Source organism: Streptomyces parvus (assembly GCF_032121415.1).
GTDB classification, from domain to species: domain Bacteria; phylum Actinomycetota; class Actinomycetes; order Streptomycetales; family Streptomycetaceae; genus Streptomyces; species Streptomyces globisporus_A.
In genome coordinates, this window is sequence record NZ_CP135079.1 from 7,118,615 (window position 1) to 7,143,830 (window position 25,216).

Below are 25,216 nucleotides of genomic sequence, written 5' to 3' on the forward strand. Positions count from 1 at the left end.
CGGCGGACGGTCTTGGCGAGCCGCGCCGCCAAGGTGACGATGGCAGGGGCCCGGCGCTCTGTGGCACCGGGGCCGTGGCATACAGGCGCTCCCGAACGAACGCCCAGGTGGCTGCGGAGCGGTAATGCCGCGACGGCCTCCTGGAGACAACGGTCGTCCTGGACGGGCTCGCCCTGCGCCACGGACACGGCATCTACCTGCTCCGTCGCCGCGCCCGCACACCGACTTCGGGCCGCCGCTCCCGCGCCCCGGCGGGGGAGCGGGAACCGCGGCTGCGCGGGGCGTGTGGGCTCGGGGGCAAGGCCGACACGCTGCGTCGTTCCTACGCCCACCCGCCCCGGAGGTGCGCGGGTACGTCAGATCTGAACGACGGCCTCGGCACTCATCCAGCCCCGGCCGTCGGCTGCCGCGTCGGTGGCGACCAGCACGTAGCCGTACTCGTTGTAGCCGGCGCCCTCGCAGGTCGAGGCGCCGACTATGTCGCCGGCGTGCTTGGTCTTGACGACCACGCTGTCCGGGTGCGGGTTCTCGTACACTCCGGCGGTCGGCCACAGCACCTTGTACTGGCACCCGAACGAGGCTGAGGCGCCGGCTGCCGGGCCGACGGCGAGGACACCGGCGCAGCCGAACGCTGCGGCCAGGACGATGGTGGTGAGACGGTTCATGCGCATGAGCGGTGATGCCCTTCAGGAGCCGACGGTCTGTCAGCGCACAGAATCGCAGGGCCGTCGCGGGATTGTCGCGCACTCGCGCATCCCGACACCTGCCGGGCACCGGAGAGCTTCGCCAACTTCCCTGTGCCGCCCGCACCAAGCCGTGGTTCCGGCCGCCGTTCCCCGGGCGGCCCACGATCCCGAACTCCGCGCCACCCTCGCCGACCACAACAGCTTGAACCGATCATCTACGGTTCCGTCATGACGACTACGGAGCCGCGCCCCGATCTTCGGCCCCCGGGCCTGAACGCCGACGAAAAGACCACTCTGCTGACCTTTCTGGACTACCTCCGTGAATCCGTCCTCGCCAAAACGGCCGGCGTCCCGGAGCCCGCGGTCCGCACGGCCGGCGTCCCCTCCGGGACCAGCCTGCTCCAGTTGCTCAAGCACCTGACGGCCGTCGAGCTCAACTGGTTCGTCTGGGCCTACGCCGGCGTAGGCAGTGAACTCGGGGAGGACGAGGGCGCGGTGACCGCAGACGACACCGCCTCGGACGTGGCCGACGCCTATCGTGAGGCGATTGCCCGGGCCAACGAGGTCGCCCGCGCCTGCACCGACCTGGACCGCCCCGGTGCCCGCTCCCTGCGCGAGACCCCGCCGCCGTCGATGCGCTGGGTGCTGGTCCACATGATCGAGGAAACGGCCCGGCACGCCGGTCACGCGGACATCCTGCGCGAACAGATCGACGGCTCGACCGGGCGGTGACGCAGGTCCGGTGAACAAGGCCGCTCGCACCGGCCGACCGGTTATGGACGGCCCAACCGCCCACGCCCCCTGAGCCCCTTGGAGCCGGTCATCCGGGCAGCGCTGTCGACAGCGTGCAGGGGCGGAGAGGCGGTCAGGGGCTCTTCGACCAGTCGGCGCGAGGGCCGATCAGGCCGACGCCATGGGCGCGGGCGTCCAGCAGCCTCGCCGATACCGTGGTCCCAGGCTCGGCCCGTACGGGGTGGCCTCGGCGCCGGCAGACTGCATCGCGGCGAGTTGCCGGTCGAGCAGCCGCGGACAGTACGCGTCACCGCCGGGTAGGGAAACGCGACCTGCCCGGCACCGCGGCGGCCGGCACGGCGGTCGTACCGGGCCTGGTGGCTGAGCCGGGCAGGGAGGATCGAACAGATCACCGCACGGGCGGCGGGCCCGGCACCACCCGCATCCCCAGCCCCCGTACCCGGTAGATGCACGTGTCGTCGCCCCACAGCGTCGCGTCCGCCACGGCATAGGGCCCGCGTCCGTCCGTACCGGTCTCCACGATGTCCATGTCCACCCGGATCAGCCGGGTGGCGGGGGTGATCTGGCCCCGGTACGTCCACACCGTCTCCCGGCCGGACAGCACCGGCTCGAACCGGGGGTGGACGATCCCGTCCGCCGCGCCGCCTTCGATCAGGTGGTACTGGAGCAGCTGGCACATGGCCTCGACCCCCAGGGAGCCGGGCTGCACCGGGTCCTGGAAGAAGTGGGCCCGGAAGAACCAGGCGTCCGGGCGCACGTCCTTCTCCGACCGCAGCCGGCCGAGCCCCGCGCTTCCGCCCTCCGGCCAGGAGCCCGTGACCCGGTCCAGCATCAGCAGCATGCGGCCCGGCAGGCGCGGCTCCCCGGCGCAGTAGCGGGCGGGCCGGGCGGTCAGGTCGACCACTCGGTCGCAGGGCTCGTCGAGACGGGCGCGCTCCTCGGCCGGGACCGGGAGCCCTGGCTGGTCGTCGAAGGCCGACCGGGGGAAGTATCCGAAGACCGTGGTGAGTTCGGCGAGGGGCGCGTCGTCGGCCGTGCACACCACCCGGAACGACTCGATGATCATGTCCCCGCTGCGCGAGAGACGGGTCAGTTCGGCCCGGGTGCGGATCGTGCGCGTCCCGGCGGTGACCTCGCCGGTGACCGTCTTCGCTCCGTCCAGATTGCGGAACAGCAGGTCCTGCTCGCTGGTCGTCGCGCTGCCGACGTACGAGGCCAGCCACCCGCAAGGCTGCAGCGCGACCTCCATGAGAACTGCGAGCGGCATGCACCGCGACGGGTTCTGCTCGAAGTACCAGGCCCGTTCCGGTACGTCGTACTCGGCGACGACGACGCTGCCCTCCCGCATGCCGCCCTGGACGCCGTCCACCGAGACGATCCGGCTCATGAAGTGGTAGGGCGGCCCGGGCAGCCTGGCGACCCTGCGGGTGCCGTCGAAGGGTTCGTACATGGTGCCGAACGCCTCGCTGGGCCTGCCCCAGGCACATGCCAGCAACGACGCGTAGTCGAAGCGGAACCCGTCGGCCGCGACGGCCACCGCCTTTTCCTCCCGGTGCCCGGACAGCCCGCCGAGCCGTGGCGGCGGCACCGGCGCTCCGTCCTCCTGCACGGCGGGCGGACCCGAGCCCCGCCACTGCGACAACGGCCAGTCGGGCACCAGCCGGAGCGCCATGCCGCGCCCCAGGAACGCCTTCCTGCCGTCCACCGACCCGAGGACATCGGCGTGGAGCGTCGGCACCGGCCCGGCCGAGACGCCCCGGACGAACACCTCGTAGACGATCTTTCGGGACGCCGGGGTCGCCTGGCCGCGGCACATGGCCCGGGACGGCTGTGCGTCGACCGGCTCGAAACGCCAGCCGTCCCGGTCGACGGTGTGGCCCGAGGCCGTCAGATAGAAGGCCATCGCCTGGAGACCGCCCTGGAGCATCAGGGTGCCCGGCATACAGGGGTCGTTCTTGAAGTGGCCGGTGAAGAACCAGTCGTCCGGTGACACCGCCGTCTCGGCGCGCAGATACCCGCGGCCCCACGGCCCGCCGACGGGGTCGAACACGGTGACCTCGTCCAGCAGGCGCAGCCGCTCCCCGTCGAGCAGAGGCGTCCGCACATGGGCTGCCGTCGCCTCCCAGCCCGGCCCGAAGCACTCCGCGGGCGACCCCTGCGCCAGGGCCCGCACCCGGTCCGTACCGAAGCGGGTCCGCTCGCAGCGTACGGCCGGAGGGTCGAAGGGCAGGCCCTCGCCGGGAGCGTGCTCGGCCGGGTCCCAGCGCACCCCGCCACTGGTGGCCAGCTCGGCGGCGGTGAAGAACCCGGCCTGGCCCTCGCGGACGCTGAGCCGCAACTCACCGTCCACGTAGCAGTCGTAGTGGAAGAAGGCCAGCCGGACCCCGTCCGCCTCCGCGTGGCCGTCCACATGGATCTCGAAGCGCAGGGTGTCGCCGGGGCGGGGCGGGCCGCCATGGAACGTCACCTCGCAGCCGAGCAGGCGGTAGGCGCGCTCGCCCCGGTTGAGCAGGTCCGCCCCCAGCCAGCTCAGCAGCAGCAGATCGGCCTGTCCCGCCTCGATCAGCACGCCGGCCGGCATGCGTCCCGACGCGTCCAGGTACCAGCTGTCGGTCAGGATGTCGGTCTCCGTCCAGATCCGCCCGTCCGTACGGACGGGCCCCGGCAGGACGAGCGCCGCGGGCACCGCGTCGATGGCGGTGACCCGGTCGGCGAAGAGCATGGGCGGTCCGGGCATCCGGGTCTGCACCGCGTACCGGTCCTGCTCGGCGAAGCGCGGACCGAACAGGGTGGAGATCTCCCCGGAGGCGAGGTACTCCAACTGCGCCCGGTCGAACACCGGTTTCGCCCCCGGGACGGGGAAAGGAGCCGGGGCCGTGCCGGGGCCCGCGGCTGATAGCGGGCCCCGCGGCCGCACGGGGACGGGCGGCGTGGACGACGGTCGTACGGGGAAGGCGGCGGACGGCGGTGCAAAGACAACGCCTCCCGGCTGTACGGATGCGCCGCCTCCCGGAGATACCCGGGAATCGCCTCCCGGGGGCAGGGAAACCGCCGCGCGTCCGGCGTCCGCCCGGCCCTCCGCCCTCAGCGCCGTGACGGCCAGGGCGGAGACATGCAGGAACCGCCGGTGGGCCTCCGCCTGCGCGGCCATGATCTCCTCGTGCACCAGGGCGGCCCGCCGGATCTGCCGGGCGACCGTGCCCGCGACCCCCGTCGTCCCCGGCGCCGGGGACGACGGCTCGGACAGCCGGGCCGCCCGCCCCACCGCGGCGGCGGATGCGGCGGCAACCGGGGCGCCGGGCCGCTCCGCGGGAGCGGGCTGCTCCGCCACCGGCACCAGCTCGGGGGCCCGGGGCAGAACGGTCACGGCAGACTCCAGGGGCGGCAGGCAGGGCGTCGGGGGTACGGCAACGGTGACGGTCGGTCCGGGGGCCGGGAGACCGGTAGCGGCCTCGGCGAGCCGGGCGGTCAACGCGTCGGCCCGCACCGGCACCCCGGCCACCACGAGTTCGCCGACGGCCAGGCACAGGTTCCGCAGCCCGGTGTCGTCCGGGGTGTCCAGCGCGACGGCCAGATGCTCCCGGTCCCCGAGAATCCGCTTGATCCAGCCCGTGCACAGCTTCCGGGGCCCGTGCTCCACGAAGACGCGGACACCGTCCGCCCACGCCCGCTCGATCGTCGCCGCGAAGTCGATCGTGCCCAGTCCCTGAGCCGTGAGCGCTTCAGCGGCCCGCTCGGTCGTCGGACGGTACGCCCGGCCGGTGGCCCCACTGTAGAACCGGACCCCCGGCACCTCGACCGTGGGGCGGCGGTGGGCCTCGCGCCACACCTCGCGAACCTCCGCCAACTCCGGGGCGTGGGCGGCCATGTCGTAGTCCAGCTCGATCGCCCGGTCCACGCCCAGCCGGGTGACCACGGCCGCGCACGCCCCGGACTCCCCGCCGAGGACGCAGACCCCCGGCGCGTTCACCGCCATCAGATGGACCGCCCGCTCCCCGGCGAGCTCCGTGCGGACGGCCTCCAGCGGCGCGGCGACCAGATAGCTCGACCAGCGGTCGCCGCCGATGCCGCGCTGCCGCCAGTAGCGCCGCACCGCCCGCAGCTCACCCGTGAGTTCCGTGGTGAACAGCCCGCTCTCCCGCGTCGCCTCGTACAGCCCCGAGGCGTCCGGCCACGCGCCCAGGGCGACCAGTGCCGTCGACTCGCCCGAGGAGTAGCCGATCGCGGCGTCCGGCCGCAGGCCCAGCACCTCACGGCTGAACACGGTGTGGAAGACCGCCAGTTCGGCGACGGACCAGATCTGGTCGAGCACCCCGGGCCCCGTCCCGGAGCGCAGCCGCGTCCCGATCGCCCGGTGCCCCGCACGGACGCTCTCGCCCAGCGACGGGCACGCCAGCGTCAGCGCGTGGCCCATCCCGGGGTACGCGGCCGAGCCGTTGGTGTACACGAAGGCGGTCTCTCCGCCGACCGGCGCGTCCCGGTACAGGACATCCGCCGGCCGGGCCCCGCCCTCCGCCAGCCAGCGACGGGCCGCTTCGCGGCGCTCCGCCCAGGCGGTGCCGCCGTCCGCCACGAGGGCCAGCCGGGCCGGGCCCGCCGAGGACTCGGCCCCCGCCTCCAGCGCGGCCAGCACCTCAGCGCGGTCCGCCCCGGAGAAGACGCGCAGGCGCGGGGCGGGGCCCGGCAGCCACGGCCGGGGGTCCCCGGCGCGCAGCCGGACGCTCATGGCCGGCCCCTCCGCCGGGACGGCGACGGCCCGCGCGGTGTGGGCGACGGCCGCCGTGTCGGCGGGCGCGTCGGGGCGGGGGACCGCGCGGTGCTGGAGCGAGAGCGCCGCGACGGCGACGGACACCAGCCCGGATGCCGCATGGGCGCGCCCGAAGGCGGAGGCCGGATCGAACCCCGCGTCCGGGCCGTCGCCGATGACCATGTCGGGTTCGTCGCCGGCTTCCTCGTCCAGCACGGCGACGACGGTGTCCCCGTCCCGGCGGGCTGCCTCCAGCGGCTTGAGGACCAGGACGACCGCCGCGTCACCGGGCTCCACGCCGGGAGCGGTCTCCCGCAGGGCGGCCCGGTGGACCGCCTCGCAGGACAGGTCGGTGGCGCCGACGAGTGCCGCGTCGGCCTCCCCCGACCGCAGGGCGCGGGCCGCGGCCTCCAGCGCCACCAGCCCCGAGGCCTCCTCGGCGGACACCGTGAAACTCGGTCCCGCCAGGTCCAGTTGGGTGCTGATGCGGTTCGCCGCCAGGTTCGGCATGCTGCCCACCACCCCCTCCGCCGTCATGGGCGGGGTGAAGGCGTCCCGGGCGAGGTCCGCCGACGCCGCGGTGACGGGCACCCCCGACTCCTCCAGCCAGTGGAGAATCCGCCAGCGCGCGCCCGCCCGGGCCACCTCCGGGTCCACCCCGGTACCGATGACCACCATGGTCCGCTCCCGGGGCAGGCTCACCGACCGGGCGGCCTCCCGGGCGGCCTCCAGCACCAGGAGCTGATGGCGTACGGTCCGCTCCAGGGCCAGCGGGGGGAAGCACAGGCCCGTCAGCTGCACGGCGATCTCCGCGACCGGGCCGCGCCGTTCACCGCCCAGCACCGCCCGGCGGAGGTCCTCGACCGACGTTCCCTCCCCGACCCGCGCCCCGATGGCGACGATCGCCACGGGTACCGCGCATGCCCCGGGCGTACGGTCGCCCGGCGCACCGCTGTCGGCTGCCGCGGCCGGCCCGTCCGGCGCGTCGGGTCCCTGAACCGGGGCCTGCGGTGCCCGGTCCGCCGGTGCGGCCCGCCGCGCGGTGGACCGGGGCCCGTACGCCGGCCGGGGCACGGAGGGCGGGGGAGCGACGTCCGGGCCGTCGAGGAGCAGGTGGGCGTTGGTCCCGCCGAACCCGAACGCGCTGACCGCCGCCCTGCGGGGCCCCGCCCACTCCTCCGGCGTGTCCAGCACGCGCAACGGCGTGCCCGACAGAGCGTCCAGCGGGCGACGCGCGCCGAGTGTCGCCGGGCGCACCCCGGCGCGCATCGCACCCAGCACCTTCAGCAGCCCCGCCACGCCCGCCGAGGCCAGCAGATGCCCGATGTTGGACTTCGCCGAACCGATCGGCACGTCGTCGGCGGCCCCGAAGACCCGGGCCATGCCCCGCGCCTCCACCGCGTCGCCGACCGGCGTTCCCGTCGCGTGGCACTCGACGAGCGACACCGACTCGGGAGCGACGCCCGCCGCCTCGTACGCCAGGCGCATGGCCCGCACCTGGCCCTCCTCGGACGGGCTGATCAGACCCGATCCCCGCCCGTCGTTGGACAGCCCCACCCCGCGGATCACGCCGAAGACGGGGAGCCCCGCCGCGCGGGCGTCGGAGAGCCGCGTCAGGGCGACGAACCCGGCGCCCTCGCCGTGCACCAGGCCGTCGGCGTCCCGGTCGAAGGGGCGGCTGCGCCCCGTACGGCTCGTCGCCGACAGCCCGCAGAACCCCACGTGCAGGTAGAGAGGGTCGGGCCGGCTGACCGCGCCGGCCACCATCAGGTCGGCCGTGCCGTCGTGCAAGCGGTCGCACGCCAGCTTGATCGCGTACAGCGAGGAGGCGCAGGCCGCGTCGAGGGACCACGCTCCGGCCCCGAGCCCGAGCGCGCGGGCCGCGAGCAGGGCCGGGAGGCCGGAGGAGAAGCGGTTGCGGGCATCGGGGCGGGGGCGGCGTCCACCCCTCAGCAGCGCGTCGCGGAGCGCCGGGCGCTGCGCCGACAGCCAGACGTGTTCGGCGAAGGCCGCCCCGGTGGGGGTGGGGTACGACAGGTTGCCCAGGATCAGCCCGCCGCGCCGCAGCGGTGTGGTGCGGCCCGCCTCCGCGAGCGCCTGCCGTACCCCGTACAGCACCCAGTGGAAGAGCGGGTCCAGCGCCGCGATCCGCTCCGGGGGGAGGAGGAAGCCTTCCGGGTCGAAGACGGATTCGAACCCCTCGACGTACCCCCCGATGTCGCTCCAGGTGCGGTCGAGGTGGTCGTCCACCGTGCCCATGACCCGGTGGCGCGGCAGCCGCCACCGGCCTTCCGGGGCCGCCGTCAGACTCGTACGCCCGGCGGCGACGTTCTCCCAGAACCCGTCCGGGTCCAGTGCGCCGGGCAGGACACAGCCCCGGCCGACGACGGCGATCGGTTCGAAACGCATGCGGGTCTCACTTCACGGCGGGGGGAGAGGGCGGGTTCGGACAGGAGGGGGAGTGCCCGGTCAGGAGGGGCGGCTGACGAGTTCGACGCCGGTCAGCTCCAGCAGGACCGACCCGCCGGGGCCGATCAGCGCGGCGTCGCAGCGTGCCCCGGTGTCGTGCGCCTTCCGTCCGCGCACCACACAGCGCACGGCGTCGTCCACCGAGCCGCGCCGGTACACCCGGCACTCCGCGACGGACATCGGCAGGGTCGCGGTCCCGAGCACCTTCTCGCCCCAGAGCAGCGCGAGTTGGAGCGCGCCGTCCACGGCGGCCGGATCCAGCGGCCCGTGCCCGCCCCGCCAGCCCAGGGACCGCAGGCCCGAGACCGTCGCCTCCGCCCCGTGCTCCGACACACCGCGCACTTCGCGCAGGGCATGGAACCGGGGGCCGTGGAAGAGGACGCCCCCGTCGTACGGCGCGGTCACGTCGAGCGGCTTCAGGTCCGCCGGAGTGTCCCAGGAGGACGGGCCGGGCGCACCGTCACCGGTGTCCACGACGGCACGGAAGTGCGCCGGGCCCTCCTCGCCCCGCAGCTCCGCCTCCAGCCCGGCCGGGGAGCCGGGCGCGCCCCGGCTGCCGAGCACGGTGAGCCGGTGCCCCACGCCTTCCAGCTCCGGCAGGTCGTATTTCCGGTACACCCGAAGATCACGCAGGACGAGCTGCCCCTCGGCCGGCAGCCAGGCCGCCGCGGCGCCCGCGAACCAGTTCAGGACCAGCGCCACGGGCAGCACCGGGACACCGGCGGGCGCGTGGTCGGCCAGCTGCGGCAGGGTGTCCGAGCTGACCAGCACCTGCGCGCGCAACCTCCCGTCCGCGGCGGCCGGCCCGTCGCCCGCCGTCAGCACGACACGGGCCTCGCCGACCGCACCGTCCAGTTCGGCGGTGCAGGCCGCGGCCCCCTGGGCCGGGGGGATGAGCGGCACCCCGGACCGGCCGAAGTGAGCGGCCAGGGCCGGGGTGACCATGCCGCCCTGCCAGGGGCCCCAGGCCACGCAGCGCACCAGGCAGCCGGGGCGGCGGGCCTGCTCGGCCGACGCGACCTGCTGAAGGATCTCGTTGGCCATGGCGTAGTCGCTCTGGCCCGCGTTGCCGAACACGGCGGCCACCGAGGAGAACAGCAGAATCGTGTCCAGGGGATCATCCGCCGTCGCCGTCAGCAGCGCCCGCAGGCCCTCCACCTTCGTGGCCATGACCAGCTCGGCCTGCTCGTCGGACTTGTCCGCGATCCGCTTGTCGGCGAGCACACCGGCCCCGTGCACGATGCCGGTCACCGGCCCCCACGTCGCGCGCACGTCGTGCAGTGCCGCGGTGAGGGCGTCGGCGTCGCGGACATCCACCCTGACGTACCGGGCGGGCGAACCGGCGGCCTCCAACCCGGCCAGCGTCGCCCGTACTTCGCGGGCGGCGAGAATCCTCCGGGCCTCCTCCGCGATCCCGGCGGGCGAGGACCCCTCCGCATCCCCGGCCCGCTCCGCGAGCAGCCGGGTGAGGGCCCGTTCGTCGGTGGCCGATGCCAGGCCCTCGGGCTCGGCGGCGGCCTCCGTCCGTCCGAGCAGGACGATCCGCGGCCGGTGGGTCCTGGCCAGGTCGAGCAGCGCGGCGGCGGTCACCCCGCGGGCGCCGCCGGTGGCCACGATCACGGAGTCCTCGCCGACGCGCGGGGCCCCGCCGGGTGTGAGCGGGCGGGGCACCATCCGCAGCAGGGCACGGGTGCCGTCCGCGCGAAGGCCGACCTCCGTGTCGGCTCCGCCTTCGAGCAGTTCGGACACGATCGCGTCGGCGACCTCTTCGTCATCCCGCCCGCCCCGCTCGCAGTCGAGGACCCTCACCTGCGTGTCCGGCCACTCCTTCGCGGCGGTCCTGGCCAGTCCGGCCGTCCCGCCCAGCCACGCACGGCCGGGCGTGTGGCCGCCGAGCCCGAAGTCGCCGCCGGTGTCCTGAACGGTGACGAACAGGCCGCCGCCTCCGGCCGCCCGGGGTGCCATCGCGCGCGCCGCGCGGAGCGCCGAGCCGTGGACCTCCCGGGCCTCGTCCGGTGTGCCGTTCGCGGAGAGGCCGCCGAGGTGGATGACGCCGCGCGCTCCCTCGGGCACCTCCGCCACGGCGGTGGCGTCCACACCGCGCTCCGCCAGCTTCCGGGCCACGAGGCCGACGACCGGGCACCCCGCCACGTCCTCGCCGCTCACCACGACCGGTCCGTCCAGCAGTCCCGCCGTGGCCAGCCCGGACGCCGGGGACTCCACCATGCGCGGCACCAGCCGGGTCAACGGTGTCCACCCGTCCGCCGCCGCGTCCTCGGCGGCCCGCTCGGATCCGCCGCCCCGGACGGCCGGGACGTCGACGGTCGTGGAGATCGGGGCGTCCTCGCGAGCCTCCGCCGGGGAGGCCTCGAACGCGTCCGCGCGGGGCGCGGGCACGGCAGGGACGTCCGGCTCCGGCGCGGCCCCGGCGGTCCGGGCGCCGGAGGCGAGTGCCGCGGTGATCTCGCGCAGGGTACGGAGCTTGCCGAGCCGCCCGGCGTCCCCGGCCGCCACGTCGCCCACCCGGCGGCGCACGGCCGACAGAATCTCGACCCGCTTGATGGAGTCGACGCCCAGGTCCGCCTCCAGGTCCATGTCCACGTGCAGCATGGCGGTCGGATAGCCGGTGAGGTCGGCCACCACCGACAGGAGCAACTCCTCCAGCTCGGAGGGAGACAGCTCCGAGGGGGACAGCTGCGGCGGAGACAGCTCCGACGCCGATGGGTCCGGTGCCGACGCGTCCCGCGCGGGTGGTTCGGACCGTGGTGCCGAGTCCGGAGCCGAGGGGCGCACCGCGTCGCCCTCCGGAGGGACGCTCGCCTCCGGCACCCGCCACGGCGTCGCGGCCCCGAGGACCGCCGCGGGAGCCACCGGTGCGGCGGGAGCGACGGCGGGAGCCGGCGCCGCCACCGCGGCCGGTACGTCGAGCGGTCCGGCGGAGCGGGGGAGCGGCAGCGGAGCGGGGGCTGCCATGTCCGGGACCGCGCCCGGGACCGGCGCACCGAGCAGCGCGGCCAGGGTCGTCTCGGTCATTCTCAGGAAGGCCATATGGCTGTCCGTCAGCAGGCGTTGACAGGCGAGGTGGGTCTCGGCCGTCTGCCGGTGGATACTCTCGACGGCGAGCTGCCGGTCGTCGCCGATGACCGGGCGGGAGTCCACCGGCGTCCTTGCGGGGTGCGACGCTGCGAACTCCTGCTGCGAGGCCGCGGCGGCCGGCACATACCCCGGTGGCAGTGGCACGTCGACGGGGGCCCGCGCGGGCACGGCGGCCTCCGGTGCCGGGGCGGCAGCCGGTACGGCGTCGGGGTGCGGCCCGCAATCCGGGGCGTGCGTCGGTTCGACGCGCGGGGTTCCGGAGGGCGGGAGCTGACCGTAGTTGGCTCCACTGATCTTCACGGTCATTCGGGGCTCGCGCTCCTTCGCTGGTGTTCCGGGCGATGCGTAGGGGGTCCAGAGGGGGGTGAGGTCGAGGGGTACGCCCCGTACGGCGAGTTGGCCGAGTGCGGCGTGGAAGGTGTCGGCGCCCGCCCCGGCCGGCCGGTCCATGGGCACTGCCGCATGCTCACGGTCGCCGAGGATCTGCCCGACCAGGCCCGTGAGCGTGGCGCCCGCGCCGACCTCCACGAAAGTCCGCACCCCCGCCGCGTACATCGCCTCGATCTGGTCCTGGAAGAGGACCGGCGAGGCGAGGTGATCGGCCACTCGGCGGCGCACCGTGTCGGGGCAGGAGGGGTAGGGCGCCGCGTCCGTGTTGCCGTAGACCTCGATCAGGGGTTCGGAGAACGTCACCGTGCGCAGGTGGGCGGCGAGCGGCTCGACAGCCGGGGCGACCAGCGGGCTGTGGAAGGCGGTCGACGCGGAAAGCCCGCGCGCGGCGATCCCCGCGGCCGAGAAGGCGCTCTTCGCCCTTTCGACCGCCGCAGCCGAACCCGAGAGCACCGTCTGACGGGGCGAGTTGTGGTTGGCCGGCCAGATGTCGTCGAAGCCACCGCCGGCCAGTACCTCCGCCACGCGTACGCGGTCCGCCGCCACCGCCAGCATCGCGCCCGGGGTGGCCGCCGCCTCCCGCATCAGCTCGCCGCGGCGACGCGCCAGACCCACCAGCGACTCCGCGTCCAGGGCGCCCGCGCAGTGCAGCGCCACCAGTTCGCCGAAACTGTGGCCCGCCACGCAGTCCGGCCGCAGCCCCAGTTCCCGCACCACCGCCAGCAGCGCGAGCGCGTGCACCGCCAGCGCCGGCTGAGCCCACTCGGTGGCGTCCAGCAGGGCCGCTCGGGCGGCGCGCTCCTCCTCGGTGAAGGCGGGCGGCGGGAACACGGCCCGGTGCAGGGGCCTTCCGTCGAAGCGGGTGGAGCCCAGCCGGTCCCACACGGCCTGCGCGGCCGGGGCCAGCATCGCGAGCCCGGCCCCCATCCCGACGTACTGGGAGCCCTGCCCGGGGAACAGGAAGCCGATGCGGCCGGGCGCGGACTCCCCGTACGCGTACCGGGTTCCGGAAGGGGCCGAGAACGACGCCTCGGGGCGCCGCCGGATGAGCGCGAGCGCCTGCGCGTACTTCTCCCGCAGGTCATCGGTGCCGGTGGCGACGACGGCCAGCCGCACCCGGGCGGTGGGCGAGAACGCGGCGTGGCTCTCCCTCGCCAGCGCGGCCAGCGGCCGCCCGTCCTGCGGCAGTCGCTCCACCAGGGCGGACGGCGAAGCGGCGCCGAACAGGACCAGCTCGCTCGACGCCGTGCGGTGGCGCAGGGCAGGGCGGCCGGCGGACTTCGGCGCGGGGCGCGCAAGGGGGTCCGCGTGCGCGCTCGATGACGGAGCGGGCACGGCCGGCGGGGTGTATTCCTCCAGCGTGACGTGGAAGTTGCTGCCGCCGAAGCCGAAACTCGACACCGCCGCCCGGCGCGGATGACCGGCCGGCCGTACCCACGGCCGGGCCTCCGTGTTCACGTAGAACGGGCCGTGGGGGGCGGCGGCCGCCGGGTTCGGCCGTTCGACCTTGACCGTGGGCGGGAGCACCTTGTGGTGGAGGGCCATCACCGCCTTGAGCAGCCCCGCCGCACCCGCCGCGCACTTGGTGTGCCCGATCTGCGACTTCACCGAGCCGATCGCGCACCACTGGCCGTCCGGACGTCCCGAAGCGCCGAACACCGCGTTGAGCGCGGCCAGTTCCGCGGTGTCCCCGGCCTTCGTGCCGGTGCCGTGCGCCTCGACCAGCTCCACGGTCTCCGGCCCGTAGCCTGCCTCGTCGTACGCGCGCCGCAGGGCCCGTTCCTGTCCCTCGGGCAGCGGGGCGTAGATCGCTGTGCTCCGGCCGTCCGACGAGGTGCCGATGCCCCGGATCACGGCGTGGATCCGGTCGCCGTCGCGCTCCGCGTCGGACAGCCGCTTCAGGGCGTACATCACGACCGCCTCACCCAGCATCGTGCCGTCCGCCGCCTCCGCGAACGGGCGGCAGTCGCCGCTGGGGGAGAGTGCGGGCGTCTTGGAGAAGCACAGGAACATGCCGACGTCGTTCCCGGTGTCCACGCCGCCGCTGATGACCAGGTCGGCCCGGTCGAGGGACAGTTCCCCGACCGCCGTCGACAGAGCGGCCAGCGAGCTGGCACAGGCGGCGTCGGTGGTGTGGTTGACACCGTGCAGATCGAACCGGTTGGCGATCCGCCCCGCGACGACGTTGCCCAGCAGCCCCGGGAAGGTCGACTCGCGCCACGGCTCGAAGCGGGCGGCGATGCGGTCGCACACCGCCTGCGCCTCGGCCTCATCGAGTCCGCTCTCCCGCAGCCCTGCCAGCCACGCAGGGCGCTGGGAGCGCCCGTACATGTGCGGCAGCAGTTCGAGGGCGGCCGCCCCGAGGACGACGCCGGTCCGGTCCCGGTCGATCCCGGACGTCCCGCCGGCGTCCCTCAACACCTGGTCGGCGACCATGAGGGCGAGCAGCTGGGAGGTGTCCGTGGCCGGCAGATTGGCGGGAGGCACCCCGTAGGCCATCGGGTCGAAGTCCACCTCGGGAAGGAAGGCGCCCCGCCGGGCGTACGTCTTGTCGGGGGCGGCCGGGTCCGGATCGTAGTGGTCCTCCACTCGCCAGCGGGAGGCGGGGACCTCGGTGATCAGGTCGCGGCCACCGGTCACGATCCGCCAGTAGCCGGCCGCGTCCGTGGCGCCCGGAACCAGCGCCCCGACGCCGACCACGGCGATGGGGACCTGGCGGGGGGTGGAGCCGGACATGGCCTCTCCTCGGGGTCGGGCGGCGGCGGAGGGTGCTGCGGCGGGGCCGCTCATGCCAGCTCGCGCGGCGTGTAGGTGAACGCCTCAAAAGGCAACGGGACGCCGTACGTGCGCAGTTGATGGGCGCGGGTGAGCGTCGCGGCCCCTTCCAGCAGGTTGAGGGCGATCTGCGTGACGGACCGGTGGGCCGGTTCCGCCAGGAAGGTGCCGGCCACCCACCGGTTGAACGCGCCCATCGCCGGTCCGCACCAGATCTGGTAGTCGGCCCGCCGCGCGCTCTCCCCGGTGATCGCCCACCGGCTGGAACTGCCCAGGTACCAGCGGAACACCAGGGCCATGCGGTGCCGGGGGTCGGCCTCCGCACGGACGGTCTCCGCCGGATCGCGCTCCTCCCAGAAGGCGCGCGTGCGCTGCCAGACCTCCTCGAACGGGGCGCCCAGCACGTCGCGTTCGATGGCGGTACGCAGCGGGGGCGGGATCTCCTCCAGCGAGCCGTGATCACGGTAGGCCGTGTACAGGCGGCCGGCCCGCCGGGCGAACATCGTGCCCCGCGACAGCACTTGCAGCTTCACGCCCAGCTCGAACATGTCGGCCGACGGCGCCATGGCGACATCGGCGACGTCCGCGTCGCACAGCATCGCCTTGGCCTCATCGGACAGACCGGCCTCGACCGCCGTCTGGTTCACCGAACCGGTGACCACGTAGGACGCGCCGAGGGCGAAGGCGGCGGCTACCGCGTCCGGGGTGCCGAGGCCCCCGGCCGCGCCGAGGCGAACCGGCCGCCGGTACCCGAAGCGCCGGCAGACCGTGTCGCGCAGGGCGGCGATCCGCGGCAGCACGACCGACAACGGCCGGTTGTCTGTGTGCCCGCCGCTGTCCGCCTCGACGGTAATGTCCTCCGCCACCGGCACCAGGGCCGCCAGGGCCGCCTCCTCGCGGGTCAGGCTCCCCCGCGCGACAAGAAGGTCCAGCAGAGCGGGTGGGGCGGGGGCGAGGAACCTTTCGGCCACCTCGGGACGGGAGAGCTTCGCGAGCAGCCGCGTACGCCGGACGACTCCGCCGTCCGCACCCCGGCGCAGCCCCTGCGCCGAGCACAGGACGACCGCCGGGGTCAGCTCCATGAACGCCGACACCGAGATCCGGGGAACACCGCACCGCAGGAGAAGCTCCGCGACCCGCCACTCCAGCTCCGGTTCGGCCGGTGAGTGGATGAGATTGACTCCCCAGTTCGTACGGGACCCCAGCTCCTGCGCCAGGGAGCGCACAGCCCGCTCCACCTCCGGGAGGGGCAGGCCGCCCGCACCGAAGAAGCCGATCATCTCCGCCCGCGCCATCGCCGCGACCATGCCGGTGGTCGCGATGCCGTTCGCCATCTCCCCCGCCACATAGGGGAAGCGGACGCCGTGCGCCTCGCAGAAAGTCCGGCCGCCGAGCCACTCGGGGTACAGCGGCGGCAGGGTGCCGAGCACCGGGCCGGCGGGCGGGGACCCGGTCGCGAGGCCCAACTCCCGGCCGTCCGGCCCGCTGACGACGTGCACGGGTTCCCGGATCAGCCGGACACGGGCGGCGATCCCCTCGGCGGAGAAGACCGGCGGGGGCGCGGCAGGGGAGCGGGGAGCGGCGAGAACGGACACGAAAGCTCCAACGGGACGGGACGGTTGCTGCTGGTCGGGCGTTGGCCGACTGCGACGTACGGGACGCTCAGGCGCAGGGGACGGGCGGAGGGGCGGGTGCGGTGTCCGAGGGCCGGGGGAGCACCTCGCTCCTCGGGGCCAGTCCGGCCCACAGCCGATCGAGACCGACCGGAGCGCAGACCGCCGCCGGACCGAGCCGGGTCCTCACCCGGGTGTCGTCGAACCGCCGCCGATGGGCGAGGTAGGCCGTGATGCCCGGGTAGAAGTCGATCAGGGTCTCCAACGCCGAGGGGTCCTCCGGCTTGGCGTCGACCAGGTCGATCGCGAGGGGGACGAGCCGTTCCAGCAGGGCGACGACGGTGGGCACGGGGACGTCGCGGTCATGGACGACGTGGTACGTGTCGACCCCGTGTGAGGACGGCAGTTCGGACAGCCGGACCATGACGTCGGCCGCGTGCTCCACCGGCAGCAGGTTCAGCCGCCCGTGCGGGTGCCCCACCGCCCGTACCCGGGGCCGGTCCCCGGGCCCCGGGGACCCGGGGGCGCCGCGGGAAGGACCGCCCGGAGCCCCGGCGGGAGGGCTCGCGGCGGTCGGTGGCGCGGCGACGGTGGCGCGTCGGGCGTCGCGCAGGATGCGCTCGACGACCTGCAGCGGGTGCGAAGGCAGCTCCGGGTGCGGGGGCACGTCCGTGACGAGGATGCTCGGCCGCAGCACCAGGGCCGGTCGCCCGTGCTCGCGGGACCAGGCGTGAACCAGCAGCTCCGCCTCGTACTTGGACTGTTCGTAGGCGTTCTCGAAACCGGCGTCGTCGTCCAGTTCGTCCTCGTACGCCACCCCGGTGCGCCGCGCGCCGGCCACGAACGCGGTGCTCACATGGCGCACCACCGGTTCCGCGCACCCGGCGGCGGCCAGTTCCAGTACGTGGCGGGTGCCGTCGACATTGGTCCGCCGCAGCTCGGGAAGGTCCCCCTCCAGATGGATGCTTCCCGCGCTGTGCCAGATCGCGCCGAGGCTGTCGGCCAGCTCCCGGAACGCCCGTGCGGACAGGCCCAGCCGGGGCAGGGCCAGATCGGTCTCCACCACCCTCAGCCGCTCCGGCAGCTGTGCGAGGAACGCGCTCGGCGCACCCGTCAGTTCGAGGGAACGGGTGATGCGGTGCAGCGCGTCGCCCGAACCTGCGTGGGCCAGGACCGTCACCGACGCGTGCGTGCCGAGCAGACGACGTAACAGGCGCAGTCCGAGGAATCCGGTGGCGCCGGTGAGTGCGACGTGCACGAGCGTGGCTCCCAGAGCGGTGAGAAGGGCGGTCCCCTGCCGTGCGGGGCGTGCGGAGGCGGAGCACCGGCGGGCGGTGGACCGGAAGCGGAAACGGGGGGCACGGCGGCGACCGTCCCGCGGCGCGGGTCGTCGACGACCGCGCCGACCACGGTCAGGGACGATCGCACCGCGCACAGTACGGATCGTCCCGCCGACCCGGTGCCCACCGGCTCTCCCGAAGCCCGTCCCGGACGGGGTTCACCGGGCCTTCGAACCCTGGTGATCTCCGGCGCTCGGCACACAATGGCAGACGGCGGACGGAACACCCCCATTGATCCGCCCTGGTCACCCGAACGGAGGATGTCGCTCCACCGTAGGTGCCGCCGTCGCACGCCGCTCGGGGACCGGCCACCGTCCTCAACCCGCAGTACGCCGAAGAGCTGGCCCCGCACGCCGCTCGGGGGCCGGTCCCTCTTTCGGGGGAACTCGTCACGGTACGCCGGGTTCACGCTCTCGCGGGCCGCGACCCGGGACACGGCCGCGCGCGCCGGGCGCTGGGGCCCGCCGGGGCACGGAAAACCGAGGCCGTGAGGTGCGGAGAGCGGGCGCCGGCGACTGCCGCGGAACCGTCCGGTAACCCAGCCGCGGAGCCGGGACGGTCCGCCGCGGCCGGGCCGGCGCTGTCCCGGTCGCCGGGCATCCTGGTGGGCCGCCGGTCCCGGCAGCGCGACCGGCCCGGGTGGGTGGTGCGCCCGGCCCGCCGGCTTCCCCGCCCTTCGCACGCTGCCGTACCTCCGTCCCTCCACCGGTGGTCACCGCGACCGCCGCCGGCCCGAACGGGAGCCCGCACCCGCATGCCCGATTCCGAGCAGTCCACCGTGTCCGCCCCACCCACCGCGCCCCCGGACCCCAGCCCCTCCACGGGGTCCGCCCGGCCGAAGCGGTCCGTCCCCCCGCCCCGTCATCCCACCCACTCGGTCGACCGCGCGTTCCTCGACCTGGAGCGCCGCCGCCCCGACGTCCGCTGGGACGCGGGCGGCATCGCGTATCTCAGCGGTCCGCCCCCGAGCCTGGCCGATCTCCGCGCGTACGTGGCGTTCCGGCTCGGAGAGCTGCCCCTGCTCACCAGCCGGGTGACGGGAGGCAGGCGGCCCGGGTGGCAGCCGTCCGAGGACTTCCCCGTCGACCGGCATGTGCACGAGGTGGTGGCCGAGGGACCCGCCGGCTGGGACGCCGCCCTGCACAGCGCGCTCAACGCCCCGTTCGCGCCGGGCGCCTACTGGGGGGTCTGGCTGATCCACGGCCACGAACCCGACGCGTACGCCCTCTGCTACCGGTTCCTCCACGCCTGCCAGGACGGCTCGGCCGCCGCCATGACGTTCCGGGCGATGCTCGGCGACGGGGAGCCATCGGCCCGTCCGCTGCCGGGCGGGAGCGGCGTGGTCGGCGTGCCCCGGCGGTTCGGCGCGGCCGTCGCGCTGGCCACGAGGTTCCTGGCGCGTACCTTCGCCGTGCGCGGTCACCGCACGGACCCGGCCTTCGCGCCTACCGGTGAGCGGCGGCTGTGGCGGGGGCGGGTCCCCGTGGACACCCTGCGGCTGATCGGCACCGGACGCGGAGGCTCGGCCCACGACGCGCATCTCGCCGCGCTGGCCGGGGCGTTGTCGGTGTGGGCGGCCCGCTCCGGTGTGCCACTGCCCCGGGTGACGGCCGTACTGCCCGTCGACGCGCGGCGGGCCGTGGAGGATCAGACCTGGGGCAACCGGTGCTTCGCCCTTCCGGTCGACCTGCCGGTGGGCCCCGCCCCGGGCCGCCCGGACGGCTCCCCGGACGAGGAGGCGCCGCTGCGACGGCTCGACCAGGTCATGGCGGTGACCCGGAAGCTGCGGGGCGGCACCTGGCGACAGGCCGTTCAGGACCTGGTGCGCTTCATGCCGGACCGTCCCACCGCGTGGTACCTGCGCAGGGTGCTGTCCCCCCGCGTCACCAACGTCATGGCCACGTCCATGCCGCTGGCCGAAAAGGGCAGCCTGGGGGAGACCCGGGTGACGGGGACGGCCCTGCTGCCGCTCCTCGTGCCGGGACACCTCTGCGGCGTGGGGCTGTCGTTCTTCGGCGACTGGGCGGAGGTGTCCTTCGTCGCGGACCGCGCCCTGCCGCTGGGCGAGCTGCTGCCGGAGCTGTGGGAACAGGCCGTGCGAGAGCTGGAGGAGAGCGTGCAGCGGGGATGAGCGGGTGTACGGGCCCGGCCCGGGCACCCTGCCGCCCCGGGCCCGTACGTGACCGGCCCCGCCCCCGGTACGGTGCGGGAGGGCGGGTCACGCCGTGTCGGAGACCGGAGCGGGACGAGGCGCCTCGGGGAGGGGAGCGTCTGCCCGGCGCGCTCGGCGCCTGCCCGCCCGCAGCTCCCGGCGAAGGGCCCGCCGGTAGGTGCGGATGTCGATCTCGATCCCGTGCCGGTAGGTCTGCGCGTAGACCTTGTCGTGCCGTTCCCGCGCGCGGGCGATCGACCGGGTCATCTCCGCGGGCGTCGGCAGACGGACCTCCCCTTCGATCAGGTCGGCGATCCATTCGGCCTGCGGTTCGAGCAACGGGAAGGCCGCTCCCGCCGGTTGTGCGAGCCCCATGAAGAAGAGCCCGGGGAGCCGGGGCGGCACCGTGCGCAGATACAGCTCGGTGCGGCCCTCCGGCGCGGCGAAGACGGCGGGGTCCAGGAAGGGGAAGGACAGCGAGTACCCAGTGGCGTACACCACGTCGTCCACGTTCTCGCGGCTGCCGTCCGTGAAGGACGCCGAGTCCCGTCCGAAGGAGCGGACGCCGGGCTTCACGGTCACCGCACCCCGGGCCAGCTGGACGAGGAGCTCGTCCGACGTCGAGGGATGGGCGGCGAGAGGCCGCCGCACCGGTTCGGGAAGCCCGTAGAGCGCGGGGGCGCCACGGACCAGCCGCAGCAGGAGTGCCATCGCCGGGTCCTGGAGGAAGCGGGGGAGGGCGGCCGCTCTGCCCACCGCCCAGTGGTCCGCGGGCCGCCCGAGCAGCATCTTCGGGAACACGTGCGCGACGGCGCGGGCTGAGAGGAACGTCCGCGCCGCCGTACGCGAGATCTCCGCCGCGATCTCGCACCCGGAGTTGCCCATCCCGACCACGAGCACCCGCCGCCCGGCGTACGGCTCGGGCGAGCGGTAGGCGTGCGCGTGGACGGCGGAGCCCTCGAACTCCCCGGCCCCGGGCACGGCGGGGTCCGGAAGACGCGGGTCCCAGTGGTGCCCGTTGGCCACCACCACCTCGGTGTACCGGCCGGTCTCCGGCTCCGACGCTCCTCGGCTCCGGCGGGTGACCTCCCAGCCGCCGCCCTCCAGGGGGCGCACGGAGGTGACCTCCGTGCGCAGCCCGATGTGGCCGTGCAGCCCGAAGGTCTCCGCGTAGCTCTCCAGGTAGGCGAGGACCTGGGTGTGGTGCGGGAAGACCGGGTAGGAGTCCGGCATCGGCAGCGAGGAGAAGGACATGCTCTCCTTGGAGATGTTCGCGTGCAGCGACGCGTACACCCCCGACATGCCGTTGTCGTTGCCGTAGCGCCAGAGCCCGCCGATGCCCGAGCCCGCCTCATAGCAGTCGAACGGGATGCCGCGCGAGGCGAGGACTCTGCTCGCGGCCAGGCCGGAGGGGCCGGCTCCGATCACGCACGTTCTCCGCATGGCTGACCGGCCTTTCACATCAGATGGGTACGACCGCTCCGGGAGCCCGGTCACCGTAGCCGCCGCCACGGCGACCGAGGCGGTTTCGGGCAGGCTTCCCGCCGCACGCGTGACGGGCTGGCGCCAGGTTGACGCCGTAGGGAGGTGCCTCCCCTCGGCTGCCGTTTCCACCGCCCGGCCGACTCGTTGGGCACGCGCGGACCGGTTCCGCGGACCGCAGGCAGCCCAGGTACGACGGAGCGAAGCGATGGACGTCCACGATGTGCACCACTCCTACCGGCAGCACGCCGTCCTGCGGGGCGTCGGCCTCCGGCTGAGGCCCGGCACCCTGGCCGGGATCGTCGGCGAGAACGGTGCGGGCAAGACGACCCTGCTGAAGATCCTCTCCGGCGAACTCCGGCCGGACCGGGGGGCCGTGCACCACAGCGGCAGGTTCGGCTACTGCCCGCAGACCGTGGTGCTGGACGATTCCTTCACCGTCCGCCAGCACCTCGACTTCTTCAGGAGCGCGTTCGGCCTCACAGGCCTCGAACGGGCCGAGGAGGTGATGGAGACCCTGGCCTTCACCGAGTACCTCGACCAGCGCGCGGGCCGGCTCAGCGGCGGCTCGCGGCAGAAGCTCAACCTGACCCTGGCCCTCATGCACGACCCGGACGTACTCCTGCTGGACGAGCCCTACCAGGGCTTCGACTGGGAGACCTACCTGCGCTTCTGGGAACTGGCGACCAGGCTGCGCGACGCCGGGCGTTCGGTGCTGGTCGTCTCGCACCTCGCGTACGACGTCGACCGGCTGGACCAGCTCTGGCGCCTGGAGGGCGGGCGCCTGCACCTCCAGGAACGGCCTACGGAGGCCGCGGCATGAGGCGGCATCTGTCCCTGTTCGCCACGGCATCGCGGTACGCGCTGATCGGCCACGCCCGCAACCGGTTCGCGATGCTGCTGGTGGTCGTGTACATCCCGGTGTGGATCGCCCTCGCCTACGTGACCATCCCCGATCAGCCCGCCCCCTTCCGGCTCCGGGCGACCGGCGAGGTGCTCTCCCCGCCCGGCAACCACCTCACCCAGATCACCGGCGCGCTGAACGCGGTCACCCTCATCGCCGGGTTCATGATGTTCGCCGCCACGTTCACCGGGGGCTCCTTCGACCGCCGGCTGGCGATGGCGGGCTACCCCCGGTACCACCTCGTCCTCGCCAAGCTGTCCGCGCTCACGCTGGTCTGCGTCGCGATCTCCGTGTACGCCACCGTCGTCGCCGGGTTCGCCTGGACTCCGCGACAGCCGCTGCTGCTCACCGCCGCGCTGTTCGGCGCCGCCCTCACCTACGGCGCGCTCGGCGTGGTCTTCGGGTCGGTGCTCCGGCGCGAGGTCGAGGGGATGTTCGCCATCCTGATGATCAGCGTCCTCGACGTCGCCCTGCAGAACCCCCTCTCCAGCTCCGGGTCCGACAGCGCCGTCGTGCGCTTCCTCCCGACGTACGGAGCGGTCCAGGCCAGCATGTCCGCAGCCTTCTCCGACGCGTCGGGCGGCCGGGCGCTCCTGACCCAGTGCCTCTGGCTCACCGGCGCGTCGGCGGCGGGATTCCTGGTCTTCCGCAGACGTACCCGGAACGCGCTCGTGCGGCACAGGACACCGCCGCTTCCGGCACCACGCGGCCCCGGAGCGAACGGGGGCCCTGGCGTTCACCGGCCCCCGGCGGAGTCCGGCCCGGCACCGGAGAGGGTGGGCCCCGCCTGACCGCCCGGCTGCCCCCGGGGCCGCCCGGGGGACTCGTCCCTCGCACGGACGGCCGTCGACTCCGTGTGCGCCCCATGCCCCGCCAATATGCCCGTGACCTGGGCGGGCGGTGATCGTTCTGTAGCCGTCGGGCGCTGAATCGGTGCCCGGAACGACCCGTTCACCCGTGCAAGGAGCACCACTCATGTCTCTCTCGCGTACCGCCAGGCGCGCCGTCCTCACCGCGGCCCTGGTCTCCGTCTCCACCCTGGCCGTCCCCTCCACCGCACAGGCCGCCCCGCTGCCGCCCGCATGTCAGGAAGCGCTGCTCGAAACCCTCGACAAGTTCCCCGTCGTGGACTTCACGGTCCCCGACAAGGCCAAGAACACCATGATGGGCCAGGTGCTGGGGCTGAGCGAGGCCGACCAGGCAGTGTTCACCGAGGTGGCGTGCGCGGCCTGGAACACCTGGGCGACCCAGAACGGCCAGGCGGTCGCGACGGACCTGGACACCCGCTACCGGAACGCCGCCGGACCCGTGTGCAACAAGTTCGCCAGGTCCGCGCTGGCGACGATCAAGAAGCATGCCCCGAATGTCCCGGCCGAGACCCGGGAGATGGAGAGGGTCGCCAAGATGGTCTGGCACGACTCCATGGAGAAGCTGGCCGCGGACGCCACCAACGCCGACTGCCGTACGGCCTACAACGCGGTGAAGGCCGGCTGGTAGCCGGACGGCGCCTCTCGTCCTGATCCGGGCAGGCCACAGGGCCCGTGGTAGCGGCACCCGGTGCCGCAACCACGGGCCCTGTGCGCAAGCGGCTCTCTGCGCTCGATGCCGACCCGCGCCAGCAGGCCGATCTGCGCGTCCGGGGAGTGTTGTTGCCACGGATCCTTCAGGAAGGCGCCAGGGCATGGCGGTCGCGGCTCGCGCCGAAGGCCGCGACGGTCTGCGCGACTAGCACGTCGACCGACACCAACCAGTCGATGTCGCCCGCCGCGTCCGCTTTCGCCTGGGGCAGCGTGGAGCGGCCCTGCAGCGGGACCGGTGCAGGGCATCGACGGCCCCACCCCAAGATCGCAGGGGGCCCCTGCCGTGTCACCGAACGCCCCGTACAACAATTCCGCTTCTATGCGGTTCGCGAAGCTGGCGGCCTCCGGCTGTGGCCCGCCTAGTGAGCCGGGCCGAGATCGGTGTCGTCGGCGGATGATGTTTCGCCTGCCCGAAGGGCCGCTGCCCTTCGGCGCGGGTCGTATGCCGGTCCGACGCCGTCGATCAGCAGCAGATCCCCCTCGATGTGATCGGCCCGCAGGTGCTTGATCTCCTGGTATGCGGGCGATCGGTACCAGGCGCGTGCGACGGCCAGGTCGGGGAATTCAATCAGGACCATGCTGCCGTGCCAGGTCCCTTCGAGTACCTCGGCGGGTGGCCCGTGGACGATGAAGCGGCCGCAGTACGGGTCAAGGGTGGCCTGGATGCGTCCCGGGTACTCCAGGATCTCGGGGTGGTGACGCCGCTCGCGCAGATGCGCGAAGCCGTAGGCGGGCATATCGGGTTCCTCTGCCGGTCGGTCCGTGTCCCCGTGCGGGAGCGGTGAACGTAGCCGCCGGGTGCATTCGGCGGCCATTACCCCCGAGGTAATCGATCTCGGTCGGGGTGTCCGCGGAGGATGAGGGCCTCGGAGCGACAAGGGGCCGTCGTGACGAGGACGGTACGGGGGTGGGGGGATGTTCACGCACAGGCGCAGGGTGTTGGGGATCTCGTGGGTGGGTGCCGGAGTGGCGTTGGCCATCTCGGCCACGGCCCGGCCCGGCGCAGCGGCGGTGAAGGCCTCGGGGACGGATTGCCCGGAGGCGCGGGCCGGCATCGAGCGGCTGGAAGGACGTATCACGCCCAACGTCTGCGCCTTTCGGCCTGGGCAACCACACGCCAACCGGCCGGTGATGCCGACGCACCGCGTCCCGCGGCGACACGAGCAAGCACAGCTCGTAGGGGATGCACTCGACGCGGCTCTTGTCATCGACGACCGCTGCCCGACATT

At 74.3% G+C, this 25,216-nt stretch carries 13 protein-coding genes; 6 read left to right on the plus strand and 7 right to left on the minus strand.

The features are described from left to right. Positions 1–356: 356 nt before the first annotated feature. On the minus strand, positions 357–665 hold the full coding sequence (locus RNL97_RS32945) for a glycosyltransferase (RefSeq protein ID WP_243316258.1): 309 nt from the start codon (positions 663–665) through the stop codon (positions 357–359). A gap of 249 nt (positions 666–914) precedes the next feature. Between RNL97_RS32945 and RNL97_RS32950 the strand changes: the two genes are divergently transcribed. Beyond that, positions 915–1,418 (plus strand): DinB family protein, encoded by a 504-nt coding sequence (locus tag RNL97_RS32950; RefSeq protein ID WP_030590497.1) that lies wholly within the window; start codon positions 915–917, stop codon positions 1,416–1,418. A 409-nt stretch (positions 1,419–1,827) separates the two neighbouring features. Here the strand turns inward: RNL97_RS32950 and RNL97_RS32955 are convergent, their stop codons facing one another. From RNL97_RS32955 to RNL97_RS32970, 4 genes are all read right to left on the minus strand, one after another. Continuing rightward, positions 1,828–8,595 (minus strand): polyketide synthase, encoded by a 6,768-nt coding sequence (locus tag RNL97_RS32955; protein ID WP_313751595.1) that lies wholly within the window; start codon positions 8,593–8,595, stop codon positions 1,828–1,830. Positions 8,596–8,655: 60 nt separating this feature from the next. Then, the gene (locus tag RNL97_RS32960) at positions 8,656–14,877 is read right to left on the minus strand and encodes an SDR family NAD(P)-dependent oxidoreductase (RefSeq protein WP_313751596.1); all 6,222 of its coding nucleotides are present in this window, start codon (positions 14,875–14,877) and stop codon (positions 8,656–8,658) included. Positions 14,878–14,927: 50 nt separating this feature from the next. Then, complete coding sequence (locus tag RNL97_RS32965) at positions 14,928–16,511, minus strand: PfaD family polyunsaturated fatty acid/polyketide biosynthesis protein (protein ID WP_030590492.1); 1,584 nt, start codon at positions 16,509–16,511, stop codon at positions 14,928–14,930. A gap of 67 nt (positions 16,512–16,578) precedes the next feature. Beyond that, positions 16,579–17,787: an SDR family oxidoreductase gene (locus tag RNL97_RS32970; protein ID WP_032766454.1), complete on the minus strand. Its 1,209-nt coding sequence runs from the start codon at positions 17,785–17,787 to the stop codon at positions 16,579–16,581. Between the two features lie 860 nt (positions 17,788–18,647). Between RNL97_RS32970 and RNL97_RS32975 the strand changes: the two genes are divergently transcribed. Then, entirely contained in the window at positions 18,648–20,000 is a 1,353-nt protein-coding gene (locus tag RNL97_RS32975) for a hypothetical protein (RefSeq protein ID WP_030590488.1), read from the plus strand. Positions 20,001–20,087: 87 nt separating this feature from the next. Here RNL97_RS32975 and RNL97_RS32980 read toward each other — a convergent pair whose 3' ends face one another. Then, positions 20,088–21,449, minus strand: coding sequence for a flavin-containing monooxygenase (locus RNL97_RS32980; protein WP_234313487.1), 1,362 nt, complete (start codon positions 21,447–21,449; stop codon positions 20,088–20,090). 262 nt (positions 21,450–21,711) lie between these two features. Here RNL97_RS32980 and RNL97_RS32985 point away from each other — a divergent pair, with 262 nt between their 5' ends. From RNL97_RS32985 to RNL97_RS32995, 3 genes are all read left to right on the plus strand, one after another. Next, entirely contained in the window at positions 21,712–22,326 is a 615-nt protein-coding gene (locus tag RNL97_RS32985) for an ABC transporter ATP-binding protein (protein ID WP_030590484.1), read from the plus strand. Then, positions 22,323–23,198 carry an ABC transporter permease gene (locus tag RNL97_RS32990; protein ID WP_030590482.1) on the plus strand — a complete coding sequence of 292 codons (876 nt, stop codon included), beginning with the start codon at positions 22,323–22,325 and terminating at the stop codon, positions 23,196–23,198. The genes RNL97_RS32985 and RNL97_RS32990 overlap by 4 nt, the downstream gene beginning before the upstream one ends. 184 nt (positions 23,199–23,382) lie before the next feature. Beyond that, on the plus strand, positions 23,383–23,904 hold the full coding sequence (locus RNL97_RS32995; protein WP_030590479.1) for a hypothetical protein: 522 nt from the start codon (positions 23,383–23,385) through the stop codon (positions 23,902–23,904). 442 nt (positions 23,905–24,346) lie between these two features. On the opposite strand, the gene RNL97_RS33000 is transcribed toward RNL97_RS32995, so the two are convergent. Next, positions 24,347–24,724, minus strand: coding sequence for a DUF1330 domain-containing protein (locus RNL97_RS33000; RefSeq protein WP_030590473.1), 378 nt, complete (start codon positions 24,722–24,724; stop codon positions 24,347–24,349). A 229-nt stretch (positions 24,725–24,953) separates the two neighbouring features. Here RNL97_RS33000 and RNL97_RS33005 point away from each other — a divergent pair. Continuing rightward, positions 24,954–25,216, plus strand: a 263-nt coding sequence (locus tag RNL97_RS33005) for a hypothetical protein (protein WP_313751597.1), incomplete at its 3' end; no start/stop codon positions are given.